The 15,406-nt window shown below is 74.6% G+C and carries 11 protein-coding genes; 7 read left to right on the top strand and 4 right to left on the bottom strand.

The features are described 5' to 3' along the window. Positions 1-55 precede the first annotated feature (55 nt). Both disA and radA read right to left on the bottom strand, forming a co-directional pair. Positions 56-1,162, bottom strand: a complete 1,107-nt coding sequence (disA, locus tag LZF96_RS24410) for a DNA integrity scanning diadenylate cyclase DisA (RefSeq protein ID WP_233876685.1) — start codon at positions 1,160-1,162, stop codon at positions 56-58. 117 nt (positions 1,163-1,279) lie between these two features. Further along, a complete protein-coding gene (gene radA, locus LZF96_RS24405) occupies positions 1,280-2,815 on the bottom strand; it encodes a DNA repair protein RadA (protein WP_233876683.1) in 1,536 nt (511 codons plus the stop codon). 380 nt (positions 2,816-3,195) lie between these two features. On the opposite strand from radA, the gene LZF96_RS24395 reads away from it, so the two are divergent. Next, positions 3,196-5,004: a sigma-70 family RNA polymerase sigma factor gene (locus tag LZF96_RS24395; protein WP_233876681.1), complete on the top strand. Its 1,809-nt coding sequence runs from the start codon at positions 3,196-3,198 to the stop codon at positions 5,002-5,004. Between the two features lie 402 nt (positions 5,005-5,406). Here the strand turns inward: LZF96_RS24395 and LZF96_RS24390 are convergent, their stop codons facing one another. After that, positions 5,407-6,393 carry a sugar phosphate isomerase/epimerase gene (locus tag LZF96_RS24390; protein ID WP_233876715.1) on the bottom strand — a complete coding sequence of 329 codons (987 nt, stop codon included), beginning with the start codon at positions 6,391-6,393 and terminating at the stop codon, positions 5,407-5,409. 264 nt (positions 6,394-6,657) lie between these two features. Then, positions 6,658-7,590 carry a Ppx/GppA phosphatase family protein gene (locus LZF96_RS24385; protein WP_233876679.1) on the bottom strand — a complete coding sequence of 311 codons (933 nt, stop codon included), beginning with the start codon at positions 7,588-7,590 and terminating at the stop codon, positions 6,658-6,660. Between the two features lie 162 nt (positions 7,591-7,752). Between LZF96_RS24385 and LZF96_RS24380 the strand changes: the two genes are divergently transcribed. The 6 genes from LZF96_RS24380 to proC all read left to right on the top strand — a co-directional run bounded on the left by LZF96_RS24380 (position 7,753) and on the right by proC (position 14,696). Next, positions 7,753-8,592 carry a hypothetical protein gene (locus LZF96_RS24380; RefSeq protein ID WP_233876713.1) on the top strand — a complete coding sequence of 280 codons (840 nt, stop codon included), beginning with the start codon at positions 7,753-7,755 and terminating at the stop codon, positions 8,590-8,592. A 472-nt stretch (positions 8,593-9,064) separates the two neighbouring features. Then, positions 9,065-10,909: a dihydroxy-acid dehydratase gene (gene ilvD, locus LZF96_RS24375; protein WP_233876677.1), complete on the top strand. Its 1,845-nt coding sequence runs from the start codon at positions 9,065-9,067 to the stop codon at positions 10,907-10,909. Between the two features lie 125 nt (positions 10,910-11,034). Then, the gene (locus LZF96_RS24370; RefSeq protein ID WP_233876675.1) at positions 11,035-11,559 is read left to right on the top strand and encodes a hypothetical protein; all 525 of its coding nucleotides are present in this window, start codon (positions 11,035-11,037) and stop codon (positions 11,557-11,559) included. Between the two features lie 219 nt (positions 11,560-11,778). Continuing rightward, the gene (locus tag LZF96_RS24365) at positions 11,779-12,351 is read left to right on the top strand and encodes a hypothetical protein (RefSeq protein ID WP_233876673.1); all 573 of its coding nucleotides are present in this window, start codon (positions 11,779-11,781) and stop codon (positions 12,349-12,351) included. Positions 12,352-12,725: 374 nt separating this feature from the next. Next, entirely contained in the window at positions 12,726-13,406 is a 681-nt protein-coding gene (locus LZF96_RS24360; RefSeq protein WP_233876670.1) for a class F sortase, read from the top strand. Positions 13,407-13,856: 450 nt separating this feature from the next. After that, positions 13,857-14,696 carry a pyrroline-5-carboxylate reductase gene (proC, locus tag LZF96_RS24355; RefSeq protein ID WP_233876668.1) on the top strand — a complete coding sequence of 280 codons (840 nt, stop codon included), beginning with the start codon at positions 13,857-13,859 and terminating at the stop codon, positions 14,694-14,696. Positions 14,697-15,406: the final 710 nt, after the last annotated feature.

Genomic DNA, 15,406 nt, shown 5'->3' with positions numbered 1-15,406 from the left:
TCCTCGGTCGACCCCGCCGGAGCCGTACCGGCCGGGGAAGCGCCTCGCGCACCGGTCAGACGTAGCGCTCCAGAATGGAGGACTCGGCCAGCCGGGAAAGTCCCTCGCGCACCGAGCGCGCGCGGGTCTCGCCCACACCGTCCACCGCCTGCAGGTCTTCCACCGACGCCGCCAACAACTTCTGCAGCCCGCCGAAGTGGTCCACCAGCCGGTCGATCACCGCGCCCGGCAACCTCGGAACCTTCGCCAGCAGCCGGAAACCGCGCGGCGAGACCGCGCTGTCCAGCGTCTCCGGCGAGGTGCTGTACCCCATCGCCCGGGCCACCATCGGCAGCTCCAGCAGCTCGGAGTGGGTGAGCGCGTCCAGATCGGCCAGCGCCGTGGACACCTTCTTCGACCGCTTCGCGCTCGCCTCGGGCAGGTAGTCGCGCACCACCAGCTGCCGCTCCGGCTCCACGCCCGCGATCAGCTCCTCCAACTGAAGCGACAGCAGCCGCCCGTCGGTGCCCAACTCCACGACGTACCCGGCGATCTCGGCCGCGATCCGGCGCACCATCTCCAGCCGCTGCGCCACCGCCGCCACGTCCCGGACGGTCACCAGGTCCTCGATCTCCAGCGCGGAGAGCGTGCCGGTGACCTCGTCCAGCCGCAGCTTGTAGCGCTCGAGGGTGGCCAGCGCCTGGTTGGCCCGCGACAGGATCGCGCCGGAGTCCTCCAGCACCCGCCGCTGCCCGTCCACGTACAGCGCGATCAGCCGCATCGACTGGCTCACCGAGATCACCGGGAAGGCGGTCTGGATCGACACCCGCTGCGCGGTGCGGTGCCGGGTACCGGTCTCCTCGGTCGGGATGTCGGAGTCCGGCACCAGTTGCACGCCGGCCCGCACGATCTTGGTGCTGTCGCGGTCCAGGACCACCGCGCCGTCCAGCTTGCACAGCTCCCGCAGCCGCGTCGCGGTGAACTCCACGTCCAGTACGAACCCACCGGAGCACAGGGATTCCACGGTCCGGTCGAAGCCGAGCACGATGAGCCCGCCGGTGTTGCCCCGCAGGATGCGCTCCAAGCCGTCCCGGAGCTGTGTGCCCGGGGCGATGGCGCTCAGGGACGCGCGTACCAGCCCGTCCACCCTGCCCGCTCCCGTCGGCCGGTCGCTGGCTGCCATGCACTCCTCCGGGGACCGATGTTGCGGTGAGAGCAGAAGTCTACCGGCGCGACCCCCGGCCCGAGGGCGCCGACGGGCCCGTTCGTCCCGATACGCCGTCCCGCGCCACCGCCGACCTCAGGCCCCGACCGGATCCTCCACCGCCTCCCCGGCCGCGCCGCGCGCCCGCCCCCGGCCGCCGGAACGCCCGCCGGAACGCCCACGACCACCGCCCGACAGCGGCGATCCGCCGCCGCCCCCGTTCGTCCCGTCCGACCCGTCCGGCTCCCCCGGCGCGTCGCGCGAGCGCCGGGGACGGGCCGGGAGCACCCGCAGCGCCTCGCCGATGTCGCCCACCTCGACGACCTTCATGCCCGCCGGCACCTCGCCGGGATCGACCGGCACCAGGGCCCGGGTGAAGCCCAGCCGGGCCGCCTCCGCCAACCGCCGCTGCACACCGGTCACCCGCCGCACCTCACCGGCCAGCCCCACCTCGCCGATCGCCACCAGGTTCTGCGGCAGTGGGGCGTCGGAGGCCGCGCTGGCCAGCGCCAACGCCACCGCCAGGTCGGCCGCCGGCTCCGAGAGCCGCACCCCGCCGACCGTCGCGGTGTAGATGTCGTTCTTCCCCAGCGCGCCGATCCGACCCCGCTGCTCGAGGACGGCGAGGATCATCGACACCCGGGAGGTCTCCAGCCCCGACGTCGTCCGCCGGGGAGAGGGGATCTGGCTGTCCACCGTCAGCGCCTGCACCTCCGCCACCAGGGGCCTGCGGCCCTCCAGGGTGACGGTCAGGCAGGTCCCCGGCACGGGCTCGGAACGCCGGGTCAGGAACAGCCCGGACGGGTCGGCGAGCGAGGTGATGCCCGAGTCGTGCAACTCGAAGCACCCGACCTCGTCGGTCGCGCCGTAGCGGTTCTTCACGCCGCGCACCAGGCGCAGCCGGGCGTGTCGGTCGCCCTCGAAGTGCAGCACCACGTCCACCAGGTGTTCCAGCAGCCGGGGACCGGCGATCGCGCCGTCCTTGGTGACGTGGCCCACCAGCAGGGTGGACATGCCGCGCTCCTTGGAGGCCCGGATCAGGGCCCCGGCCACCTCCCTGACCTGCGCCATCCCACCCGGCGCGCCGTCGATCTCCGGGGAGGCGACGGTCTGCACCGAGTCCAGCACCAGCAACTCCGGCTTCACCGCGTCCAACTGGCCCAGGATCGCCGAGAGGTCGGTCTCCGCCGCCAGGTAGAGGTTGTCGGCGATCGCGCCGATCCGGTCGGCCCGCAGCCGCACCTGCCCGGCCGACTCCTCCCCGGTCACGTAGAGCGTCGGCCGCTCGGGCGAGGACGCCTTCGCCGCCACGTCCAGCAGCAGCGTGGACTTGCCCACGCCCGGCTCGCCCGCGAACAGCACCACCGCGCCCGGCACCAGGCCGCCGCCCAGCACCCGGTCCAGCTCCGGCACACCGGTGCCGCGGGCCACCACCCTGTGGCCGTCCACCTTCCCGATCGGCAGGGCCGGGGAGGTCACCCGGGAGGCGGCGGTGGTCTTCACCGCCGGACCGGCGCCCACCTCCTCGACGGTGCCCCATGCCTGGCACTCCGGGCAGCGGCCGAGCCACTTCGCGGTGGACCAGCCGCACTCGGTGCAGCGGTAGGACGGTCGGTCTGATCTACGGGCCATGCGCACGACCGTACCGCCGGACACCGACATCGGGGCTGCCACCCGGGACGCGGTGGTCGTGGTCCGGGCCCCGGGTGCCGCCCGACCGGGTCGGTCCCCGGTGGTCCCGTCCGGGCGCCGGGGCCTGTCCGGGCGGGGGTGGCGCCCGGGGCGGCGGGCTGTGCCGGCCCGCGGTCCCCGGCGCGGGTCATCCCGCCCCTCGGTGCCGGTGGCGGGTTCCCCGGCCGATACGGGAACGCCTTCCCCGGTGCCGCCCGCGACCGGGGCCGGCGGGGAGGGAACACACGGGTCGGGCTCACCCCCGGGCTTCGTCACCCGATAGGGGGAACCCTGCCGGGAGACGACCGGGAGGACTCCCCGGGGCCCTAACGTCGGGTGGGATGAGCAGCAGCCGCCGGCACGCCGCCCCCTCCGCCCGTACCCGGGGCCGTCCCACCGACCGGTCGACCCCCGGGGCGACCCCCGGGCCCACCCGAACCCTGCACACCTCCCGGGTGCCCGGGCCCGGGAGCGGTCGTGCGGAGCGCCGCCGGGGGCGCTCCGCCTCCGACGCGCCCTCCGGCACGGGATCCGCCGAAACCCCCGTCGCCTGGGAGGACGCCCACCTCGACGGCCTGTTCACCTACTGCCTGTCGGTGATGTGCGAGCACGACACCGCCACCGCCGCGCTGGGGGAGGCGCTGGCCGCCGCCGAGCAGCGCCACCGCCACGGCCGCCGCCCCGCCGAGCCGGAACTGCACCGCGCCTGGCTCTACGCCCTGGCGCGTTGGGCCTGCCTGCGGCGGCTCACCGCCCGCCGGACCGCCGGCGCGGCCCCGCCCACCCCCAGTGCCGGCGGATCCGACGCCGACCGGCGGCGCGGCGAACTGGCCGCCCTCGCCTGGCCCGAGGCCGCCGGCACCACCCCCGAGCAGCGCGAGGCCCTGGAGTTGGCCGTCCGGCACCGACTCGACACGGCGGAGGTCGCGGCGGTGCTGCGCCGCCCGGTCGGCGCCACCCGCACCCTGCTGACCACCGCCGCCTGCGAGGTCGAGCGGGCCAGGGGCGCGCTGGCCGCGGCCCGGGCCGCGGCCTGCCCCGCCGTGGCGGGGCTCTCCGGCCTCGCCGGTCACGAGCACCTCCTGGTGGCGCCCGCCCTGCGCGGTGAACTCCTGCGTCATACCGACGAGTGCCCCACCTGTCGCCGGATCGCCCAGCGCGCCGTCTCCGGCGCCGGCGCGGGGTGGCCCGGCACCGACCCGGTCGGCCCGTCCCGGCTGGCGGTGCTGGCCGCTCCCCGGCCCGCCGTCCAGACCGCCCGTCTCGCCTCCCGGCGGGCCCGCGCACGGCACCTCCCGCGCCTGGACCGCGCCGGATTCCCGATGGACGAGCGCGACCGGGTGGCCCGGCGGGAGCGGTTGCGCGGCCGGGTCCTGACCACCACCGTCGTCGCGACGGTTCTGGCCGCCCCGGCGCTGGCCGTGCTGGCGGCCCATCGCGGGGCCGCGCCGACCGGTGAGCGGGCCGACGGGGTCGCCGTCACCGAGCGGGACGCCGGCGGGGAGGTCCCCGGTGCCGACGGCCACCCCTACGAGAACGCCGGCCGCGCCGATCCCGCCGGCGGCCGGGGGGCGGACGACCCGGACCGGTCGGGAGACGACCCGGCGGACGGGGACCCGGAGGGCGACGGGGGCGGGCGTCCCGACCCCCGTGCCGACGAGGCACCCGACGAGAGGGACGACGAACGGGCGGGTGACGATCGGGCCGCCGACCCCGACGCGCCCGGTGCCGACTCCGGGGGTTCGGGTGAACGTCCCCCGGGCACCCCGCGCCTCTCCGTCGAGGCGATGTCCGGCTCCGGACGGGGTGGTGCGGAGACGCTGATCGTGCTCACCGCCATAGGCGACGCCGACGTGGACTGGTCGCTGTCGACGAGTGCCTCCTGGCTGAGCCTGGACCGGACCTCCGGGACGCTGCGACCGGGGGAGCGGGTCACGGTCCGGGTGACCGTGGAGCCCGACCGGGAGCCACGCGGGGCCTGGTCGGCGCGCATCCGGGTGCGGCCCACCGGGAATGTGATCACCGTCGAGGGGACGGGGCGCGCCCCGTCCCCGCCGCCCGACCCGGGCCCCGAGCCCGATCCGGAGCCCGATCCGGAGCCCCCCGGTGATCCGGACCCCGATCCGGGGCCGGACCCCGACCCGACCTGACCCGTGCCGGTCCGCACCGGTCCGGGAGCGGTCCCCGACCCGAGAGGTGTCGGCACGGCGCGTCGGCCGGCTTCCACCGGGAGTCGGTCGGCCTCTCCCGCCGCACTTCTCGCGAGGGGCTCCGCTCGGCGGGTTCACTCCCGCACCGCCACGGCCTTGTCGGGAATCCGGGCCCCGCCATCCGGTGTCACACCGCATCTGCTGTCGGGGCCGGGTCGGTGACGGGTGAGACGAGAAGGTGGACACGCACGCGCGGGGATGGTTCGACGTCATCGCCGTCGGTACGGGCGCTCCCCGGTCACCCGCTCCCCGCCCCGTGCCGACCGGCGCGTCCCGTTCCGTGCCGGTTCGTCGCACGACCGGGCGTCCATGGCCCGGCCGATCCGCCGGCGCCGTGCCGGCTCAGCCGCCCGATCGGTGTGCTCCCGGGCCATCCGGATCGCCGGGCACCCACGGGGCATCCGGCACTCCCGGATCGCCCGGTGCCCACGCGACATCCGGCGCTCCCGGGCCGCCCGGATCGCCGGGCACCCCCGGATCGTCGGGCACCCCCGGACCACCGGGAGCCCCCGGATCGCCCGGGCCCGCCGGGATCAGGTGCCGGCGGGTGAACTCCAGTGCCTCGGCCAGGTCCTTCTCCCGCTCCGTCCCGTTCATCGCCCGACGGGTGTTGATCTCCGCGACCACCATCCCGTCGAACCCCGATCGGGTCAGGCCCGCGAGCACCTCCGCGCACGGTTGGGTACCGCGTCCCGGCACCAGGTGCTCGTCCGTGCCCGAGGCCGTGCCGTCCGCGATGTGCACGTGGGCCAACCGGTCGCCCATCCGGGCGGCCATCGCCACCGCGTCACTGCGCGAGGAGGCGGTGTGCGAGAGGTCGAGGGTGAAGTGCCGGTAGTCCTCCTCGGTGGGATCCCAGCCGGGGGCGTATGCCTGCACACCGCGCTCGCGGTACCGCCACGGGTACATGTTCTCCACCGCGAAGCGCACATCGGTCTCGGACTCCATGCGCCGGATGCCCTCGACGAACGCCCGCGCGTAGGCGCGCTGCCACCGGAACGGCGGGTGCACCACCACCGTTGAGGCGCCCAGGAGTTCCGCCGCCCGTCGCGAGCGCTGCAACTTCTCCCAGGGGTCGGTCGTCCACACCCCCCGGGTGATCAACAGACAGGGGGCGTGCACCGCCAGGATCGGCATCTCGTACCGATCGGAGAGGGCGCGCAGCGCGTCGGGGTCCTGGCTGATCGGGTCCGTCCACACCATGACCTCGACGCCGTCGTAGCCCAACCGCGCGGCGATCGCGAACGCCGCCGCCGTGTCCAACGGATACACCGAGGCCGTGGAGAGCGCGACCTTTGCGACCGGGACGCCGATCGGAGACTGTTCCACCACGGGCCCAAGACTACGGGCCCGCCGCGCACCGAACGGAACGCGTGCGAAGCGGGGCGAAACATCCCGGTATCCAGCGGGTGGACGAACACCTCGGAAGTCGCCTCAAGTCGGGGCGAAAGGGGTGGTCCTGGTCGGGATGTCGGCGCGGCGACCGGTTCGACACGCCACCGGGCCGGTCGTTTTCCGTCGCCCCCTCCGCGCCCCCGCCGCCCCTTCCGTCGTCGTCGGCCCCGCCCCGGGGTCCCGGATCCCCGGCCGCCCTCAGTCGCCCCGCATCCGGTCCAGCCGCCTCAGGATGACCCCCTCGCGCAGCGCCCACGGACAGACCTCGAGGCTCCGCACCCCGAACAGGTCCATCGTCGCCTCGGCCACCAGTGCCCCGGCCGGCAGCTGCCGGGCCCGCCCCGCGGAGACGCCCGGCAGCTCGGCCCGTTCGGCGGTCCGCATCAGCGACAGCTTCTTCCCCCACACCCGCAACTCGTCCAGCTCCAGCCGGCGGGGCGTGTACTGCCCCTCGATCGAGGGCGCGGCCCCGGCCAGCCGGGCCAACTGCTTGAAGGTCTTGGAGGTGGCCACCACCCGGTCCGGCCTGCCGTACCGGGTGAACTCACCGACCACCTCGGCGATCCGGTTGCGCACGTCGCGGCGCAGCGCCCGGATGTCCGCCTCCCGGGGCGGGTCCCCCGGCAGGCGGGCGGCGGTCAGCCGGCCGGCGCCCAGGGGCAGCGAGACCGCGACCTCCGGCGCCTCGTCCATGCCGAAGGCGATCTCCAGCGAGCCGCCTCCGATGTCGAACAGCAACAGCCGTCCGGAGGACCAGCCCAGCCAGCGGCGGGCGGCCAGGAAGGTGAGGCGGGCCTCGTCCTCCCCGGAGAGCACCCGCAGCTCGACCCCCGTCTCCTCCGTCACCCGGGCCAGCACCCGGTCCGCGTTGCCGGCCTCGCGCACGGCCGAGGTGGCGAATGGCAGGAGCTCGGCGACGCCGTGATCCTCCGCCACGTCCAGGGCGGCGCGCACGGTCCGGATGAGCCGCTCCACCCCGTCGGTCCCGATCGAGCCGTCGGCGTCCAGCAGCTCGGCGAGCCGCAGTTCCACCTTGTGGGACCGCGCCGGCATCGGCCGCGCCCCGGGGTGTGCGTCCACGACCAACAGGTGGACCGTGTTCGATCCGACGTCCAGTACTCCGAGTCTCATGACGGTCAACGCTACTCCGGCCATTACCCTGACGTGGTGACAACGAGGAATCGGGCGAAGTCGGACGGGATCGGGGAAACGGGGGAAAACGCCGGGAAGGACGCCGGGAGGATCGCCGGGAAGAAGCCGAAGCGGAAGACCGGCGGGAAAGCCGTGAAGCCGATGGACGGTGCCCGGCGCCGGCGGCGCGGGGACGAGGCGCCCCTGGACTTCCCCCGGCTGAACGTGGAGTTCTCCGACCCGGAGGACCCCCGCCAGATTTTCCACTGCGACCTGACCTGGCTCACCTCGCGCTGGAACTGCGTCTTCGGCCGTGGCTGCGAGGGCATCGCCGCCGGTCGGGCGAGCGACGGCTGCTGCACTCTGGGCGCCCACTTCACCGACGACGAGGACCGGGAGCGGGTGGCCCGGCACATGACCCGGCTCACCCCGGAGACCTGGCAGTTCCACGGCACCGGCACCTCGGCGGCCGGCTGGACCGAGACCGATGAGGACGGCGACCTCCGCACCCGACGCGTCGCCGGGGCCTGCGTCTTCCTCAACCGGCCCGGCTTCGCCGGTGGGGAGGGTTGCTCCCTGCACACCCTCGCCCTGGCCGAGGGCCGCGAGCCGCTGGAGACCAAGCCGGACGTCTGCTGGCAGCTGCCCATCCGGCGCTCCTACGAGTGGGTCGAGGAGCCGGACGGGGAGGAGCGGCTGCACGTCACCATCGGGGAGTACGACCGGCGCGGCTGGGGCTCCGGCGGGCACGACCTGCACTGGTGGTGCACCGGCGCGCCCGCCGCGCACGGTGCCGCCGACCCGGTGTACATCTCCTATCGGCCGGAACTCACCGAGCTGATGGGCAAGGGCGCCTACGAGGTGCTGGTCGGCCTGTGCGAGGACCGCCTCGCCGCGTCGGAAGCCGCTGCCCCGGCCGCCGGCTCCGACGGGCCCGCCGCCCCGGCCGGACGTCGTCTGCTGCCGTTGCTCGCCCCGCACCCGGCCGACCCGCGTCCCTGATCCCCCCGGCTCCGGGTGCGGGGTGTTCCCGCCCGTTCCGCGGTGCCCCGTCGGTTCCGGGTCCGTCCCCGGCGGGGCGTCCCGGCCCCGGTCCGCCCCCGGTATCGGTCGCGCCGTGTCCCTCTCCGTCCGCGCGGGGGTCCGGGGTGGGGTGTCCGTGCCGGGTTCGACGTCGCGGACCCGTCCCCGGCGCGGCCGAAGTCGAAGTCGGCACGGCACCGGCACCGCCCCCGTGGGCACCGGCCCGGTACCGGCCGCGCCGGACCGGGGGCCCGCGTCGGGACCCGCGCGATCCGTCCGCCACGCGCGTCCCCGGCGCCACGCCCGCCCCCGCCGTGTCCCCGTGCCCCGACCCCTCGTCTCGGTATCCGGTATGTCCGTCCCGATCGGCGGGCGACCGGCGTACGCTCGTCCACCAGGCAGGTATCCGTACAGCGATCCGCACAGCCATCCACGCAGGGAGAGCCGACCCATGGCGACACTGAGGTCCCGCACCGTCACCCACGGACGCAACATGGCGGGTGCCCGCGCCCTCCTCCGCGCCGCGGGCGTAGCGCGCGAGGACTTCGGCAAGCCGATCATCGCCGTGGCCAACAGCTTCACCGAGTTCGTCCCCGGCCACACCCACCTGCAGCCCGTCGGCCGCATCGTCTCCGAGGCCATCTCGGCCGCCGGCGGCATCCCCCGCGAGTTCAACACCATCGCCGTGGACGACGGCATCGCGATGGGCCACAGCGGGATGCTCTACTCGCTGCCCTCCCGCGACCTGATCGCCGACTCGGTCGAGTACATGGTCGAGGCGCACTGCGCCGACGCGCTGATCTGCATCTCCAACTGTGACAAGATCACGCCCGGCATGCTCATGGCGGCGCTGCGGCTGAACATCCCCGCCGTCTTCGTCTCCGGCGGCCCCATGGAGGCCGGCAAGACCACGCTGGTCGACGGCACCGTCCGCAGCAACCTCGACCTGGTGCACGCCATGTCCGAGGCGGTGGCCGACAACGTCTCCGACGAGGATCTGGAGCGCATCGAGGAGGCCGCCTGCCCCACCTGCGGCTCCTGCTCCGGCATGTTCACCGCCAACTCCATGAACTGCCTGGTCGAGGCCCTGGGCCTGGGCCTGCCCGGCAACGGCTCGGTACTGGCCACCCACACCGCCCGCCGCGCCCTGTACGAGGAGGCCGGCCGGACCGTCGTCGAGATCACCCGCCGCCGCTACGAGCAGGACGACGAGACCGTGCTGCCGCGCGCCGTCGCCTCCCGCGCGGCCTTCGACAACGCCATGGCGCTCGACGTCGCGATGGGCGGTTCCACCAACACCGTCCTGCACCTGATGGCGGCGGCCCACGAGGCCGAACTCGACTACACGATGGCCGAGATCGACGCCGTCTCGCGCCGCGTCCCGTGCCTGTGCAAGGTCGCGCCCAACGGCGTGTACCACATGGAGGACGTCCACCGGGCCGGCGGCATCCCCGCCATCCTCGGCGAGCTGCACCGTGCCGGCCTGCTCGACGGGGACGTGCACGCCGTGCACGCCGACTCCCTGGACGAGTGGCTCAAGTCCTGGGACATCCGCGGCGGTTCGCCCTCCCCGGAGGCCGTGGAGATGTTCCACGCCGCACCCGGCTGCGTCCGGTCCGCCACCGCCTTCTCGCAGTCCGAGCGCTGGGACTCCCTGGACACCGACGCCGCCGCCGGCTGCATCCGGGACCGCGCGCACGCGCACTCCGCCGACGGCGGTCTCGCCGTGCTGTACGGCAACCTCGCCGAGGACGGCTGCGTGGTGAAGACCGCCGGCGTCGACGAGTCGATCCACAGCTTCACCGGCACCGCCGTCGTCGTGGAGTCGCAGGAGGACGCGGTCCAGGCCATCCTCGGCAAGCGGGTCAAGGAGGGCGACGTGGTCGTCGTCCGTTACGAGGGTCCGCGTGGCGGCCCCGGCATGCAGGAGATGCTCTACCCCACCGCCTTCCTCAAGGGGCGCGGACTGGGCGCCAAGTGCGCGCTGATCACCGACGGCCGTTTCTCCGGCGGAACCTCCGGCCTGTCCATCGGCCACGTCTCCCCGGAGGCGGCGGCCGGCGGCACCATCGCGTTGGTCGAGGACGGCGACACCATCGCCATCGACATCCCCGGCCGCACCATCGAGCTGAAGGTGGACGAGGAGACCCTCGCCGCCCGCCGCGCCGCGCTCGGCGGCCGGTACGCCCCCGTCGCCCGGGACCGCAGGGTCTCCCTGGCGTTGCGCGCCTACGCCGCCATGGCCACCAGCGCCGACAAGGGCGCGGTGCGCGACATCTCCCGACTGGAGAGCTGAGCAGGGGCCGGGCGCGCCGACGCCCGGCGTCGCGCCGGCCGAACCGTAACGCCGGCCGAACCGTAACGAAAGCGGGTCGGGACGGGGCTTCAGCCCCTCCCGGCCCGCCGGTCATAATCGTTCACATGAGCAAGCAGCCGCCGATTCCCCCCGCCGCGGGCGGAGCCACCCCCGAGGAGCGGCCCGAACCCCGGCCGATTCGCTTCTACGGCACCAGCTGGGTGGATCACTCGCGCGGTTACACCCCGCGCCGCTTCGCACTGGGGCTCGGCGCGATGATCCTCGCCGCCTTCGGCGCCCTGGTGCTGCGCATGGGCTACGAGGGCCTGCGCATCAACGAGACCGCCGGCTGGCTCACCACCCTGGTCGTGGTCGCTTTCGCGGTCTGCTCCGCCATCGCGTTCACCCGCACCTGGGCCGGCTGGAACCGCGTCGGCGCCGGCGCCGACGACCCCTCCTTCCGCTCGATCAAGGCGGTCGGCTTCCTCGGACTGCTGCTGGCCTATGCCCTGCGCAGCGGCATCGAGGCGCCCGGCGAAGGGCTGCGGCGCCGGGAGTACGAGGAGGAGCTGGCCCGCTGGCAGCAGCTCACCACCCGTCGCTCCGGTAACCCCGCCCGGCGGGCCCGCCGGCGCGACGGCGGGCGCTGACCTCCGACCGGACCCCGGCCGTCCCCCGTTCGCAGTAACCCCGGCGATCCGCCCCGACCCGCCTCCACACTCCGTGGACCAGCGGAAACGCCCCCGGGGCGGGACCCGCAGGCCGGTCGGCGGCGCCGTTCCCGACGCGCGCCGGCCGGTGATCCCCGTTGTGATCGAACACGTGCGGTGCCCTCGCACCGCGGCCGTGCTCCCCAGCGGAGGATCCTCATGCGTGCACCACGTACCCTCGCGGGTCTCGTCCTGGCCCTGAGCGCCACGGGGTCGGCCGGAGGTGTCGCGTCGGCGGCCCCGGCCGGGGACGCCGAACTCTTCCCCACCCCCGCCCGTCCCGGTGACGCCGTCGCCGTCAGCACCTCCTTCTGCACGGGGGACACCACCGCCACCGGCGACGCCACCTCCGTCGGCGCCGGCGAGTTCACCCTCGCCCCCTCCACCCAGACCGATGCCCTGATCGGCCAGTTCACCGTCCCCTCGGGAGCCACGGCGGGCAACTACACCATCGCGGTGAGCTGCGCCTCGGGCGGCCGGCTGGCCAGCGGCGTGCTTCGCGTGGTCCAGGCCGCCTCCACGGCCTCCCCTACCGCCACGCCCACCACGACGGCGACCCCCACTCCCACCGCCACCTCCCCGTCGGGCAGCGTCCAGGGCGGCATCGGCGGCAGTGTCGGCGGCACCGGAGCCCTCGTCGCAGGCACCGGAGCGCTCCTGGTGGCCTCGGCGGCGGGCGGGGTCTGGATGATGCGCCGTCGCTACGGTGGACGGCACACCTCCGACCACTGACCGGGCGGGTCGGCGGCGACGGGATCGCCGGAAGCCCGCGCCGAGGTGTCCGGCGGTGCCGGCCCCGGGGCCGGAAACCCCCGCTCCCGCCCCGGGGCCCCACCGTCGGGCGACCCCCACCGCCGGACCCGCCTTTCGGCGACGCCCGTGGCCGTTTCCCCGTCGGTCCGCCCCTTCGGCGGGCCGGCACCCCGGACCCGGGTCCGTCACGGCCGGCCGACCTCCCCGACCGGACGGGCCCGTTCCGGCCCCCGGGCGTCCGAGGCGCCCGGGGGCCGACCCATCCCGACGCCGCCCGGCCCGGCCGGGGGCCGGGCGGCGTCCCCGCCCCGGACCCGAGGAGGCCCGAGACCCCCAGGAGGCCCGAGACCCCCATGAGGAAGGCGAACGCCGGGAACGCCCCCCGTGCCCGGGACCGCGTCGTCACCACCGCCCTCACCGTCGGCGCCCTCGCCACCCTGGCCGTCTGCGGATGGCTCGTCGCGAGCACCGACACCGACGGTCCCCCCGAACCCACCGCCGCGCAGTCCCGGGCCTCGGCCGACCCCACCGCGACCGCCGACGCGATATCCGTGGTGGGCGGCTCCACACCGGCCCTGCCCGCCTCCACCCCCCTGCGCCTGCGCGTCTCCGCCATCGACATCGACACCCCCCTCACCGGGTACGGGCTCGCCCCCGACGGCAGCCTCCAGGTGCCCCCGGAATCCGCGCCCGATCACGCCGGCTGGTACCGCGGTGGTGTCACCCCCGGCGCGGACGGCACCGCCCTGGTCGCCGGCCACGTGGACAGCGCCACGGGTCCGGCGGTCTTCTACTCACTGGGCTCCCTCGCACGCGGCGACACGATCGAGATCGACCGAGCCGACGGCACGACCGCGGTCTTCACCATCGACGGCGTCGAGGTCTTTCCCCGCGAGGAGTTCCCCGACGAACTGGTCTACGGCTACGCCGGCCGCCCCGAGCTGCGCCTGATCACCTGCGGCGGACAGTTCAGTCGCGCCGACGGCTGGAACGCCAACGTCGTCGCCTTCGCCTACCTCACCGACACCCGCTGAGGAACCGTGCCCGCCGCGCGGGCCGCGGGTACCGGTCCCTCCCCGGGTCGGCGATGGAAGCGGGGACGGAGCGGGCGGGCCCGGTCCATGGCGGAAGGTCCCGCGGCCCCCGGCCGGCAGCCCGACCACCCCGGTTCCGGACACGACCCCCGCCCTCTCCTTCGACGCCGTCGCCGCCGGCTGCGACGCCACCCGCCCCGGCTACCCGCCGGTCCTCGCCGACGCGTTGGAGGAGAGGGCGGCACGCCCGCCGCGCTCCCCGGCCCGCCCGTACCCCGGACGGTCGGGGCCCCGGGCCCCCTGCGGTGCCACCATGGGGTCCTGCCGTCCCGTCCGGGGGTTCGCCACCGATCACGGGCCGGCCGGCGGGAGTCAGGGTTCCGTCGGCCGGCCGTCCCGGAGCGACACCGGCGGACCCCGACCGACCCCACTCCACGAGGTGAGCCACCCATGACCCGCAAGATCGCCGTGCTCGGCGCAGGAAAGATCGGTGAGGCGCTGCTGGGGGGCATCCTCCGGGGCGGCCGACCGGCCGCCGACCTGCTGGCCACGGTCCGGCGAGCGGAGCGGGCCGAGGCGCTGCGCGCCCGGTACGGGATCGCGGTGGTGGACAACGCGGAGGCGGCGAAGACCGCCGACACCCTCATCCTCGCGGTCAAGCCGCAGGACATGGCGACCCTGCTGGCCGAACTCGCGCCGCACGCCCCCTCCGATCGTCTGGTCATCAGCGCGGCGGCCGGCATCACCACGGCCTTCGTGGAGGAGCGCCTGGCGCCGGGCACCCCGGTGGTGCGGGTCATGCCGAACACACCGGCCCTGGTGGACGAGGGCATGTCGGTCATCTCGGCCGGCGCCCACGCCGGGGAGGAGCACCTGCGCCACACCGAGGAGATCTTCACCAGCGTGGGCAAGGCGCTCCGGTTGCCGGAGTCCCAGCAGGACGCGGCGACGGCGCTGTCCGGCTCGGGCCCGGCGTACTTCTACTTCCTGGTCGAGGCCATGGTGGACGCGGGCATCCTGCTCGGGCTGCCCCGGGACAAGGCGCACGACCTGATCGTCCAGTCCGCGTACGGAGCCTCGCTCATGTTGAGGGACAGCGGCGAGCACCCCGTGACCCTGCGGGAGGCCGTCACCTCACCGGGCGGTACGACGATCAGCGCGATCCGCGAGCTGGAGAAGCACGGGGTCCGGGCGGCTTTCCTGGCCGCTCTGGAGGCGGCCCGGGACCGCAGCCGCGAGCTGGCCTCCGGCGGTAACGGTGGCAACAGCGGTAACGGTGGTTCGAGGTAGGGGAGTTCACCGGCGGAACCGGGGCGGCTCCCGGTTCCGACCGCCCCGACCCCGGTTCTCCGGCCCGGGGTTTGACACGGCCCCGGCGCATCCGTAAGGTTCATCGGGTTGCCACTGACGCGGAGGCCGAGCCCCGCATGTCGGTGGCGCGGTTGTCGCCCGAGTGCGACGGTCATCTTCGCAGGACCTACTCTTCGAACGATCTCGAACGGGTCGTCGTCTTCGCACGTGTGCGGGTACGTCGGATCGCGGTATTGCCGTGTATTCGTGTGTCCGTGTGTGGAAATGGCTCCGGGCCCGATTTTGAATCGGGCGGGGGAATGTTCTACGGTGGTGGCAACGCCGGAGGGCGGAAAGCTCACGCCGGAGGGCGGTAAAAGCTTGAACTCCCGCCGACCGGGAGCCGGATCCGGAAAGAATCGGATGTGGTAGGGTCGGGAACACCGAAGGGAAGCGCCCGGAGGAAGAACCGGCCGAATGGTCGGGGGATTCCGAAGGAAGCGTCCGTTCCTTGAGAACTCAACAGCGTGCCAAAAGTCAACGCCAGATATGTTGATACCCCGTCCATCCGGGTCGCCCCTCTTTCGGGGGGTGTGCGCGGTGGTCGAGGTTCCTTTGAAGTAACACACAACAGCGAGGACGCTGTGCACCGCTTCGGGATATTCCTTCCGGGTGGTGCCGCTCCCATGGGCTGTAAAAGCATTCATGGA

The organism is Streptomyces sp. ST2-7A (genome assembly GCF_021390475.1).
GTDB lineage: Bacteria > Actinomycetota > Actinomycetes > Streptomycetales > Streptomycetaceae > Streptomyces.
The sequence above is the reverse complement of the archived record's forward strand: the minus strand, read 5'-3'. Positions and strand labels throughout refer to the sequence as shown.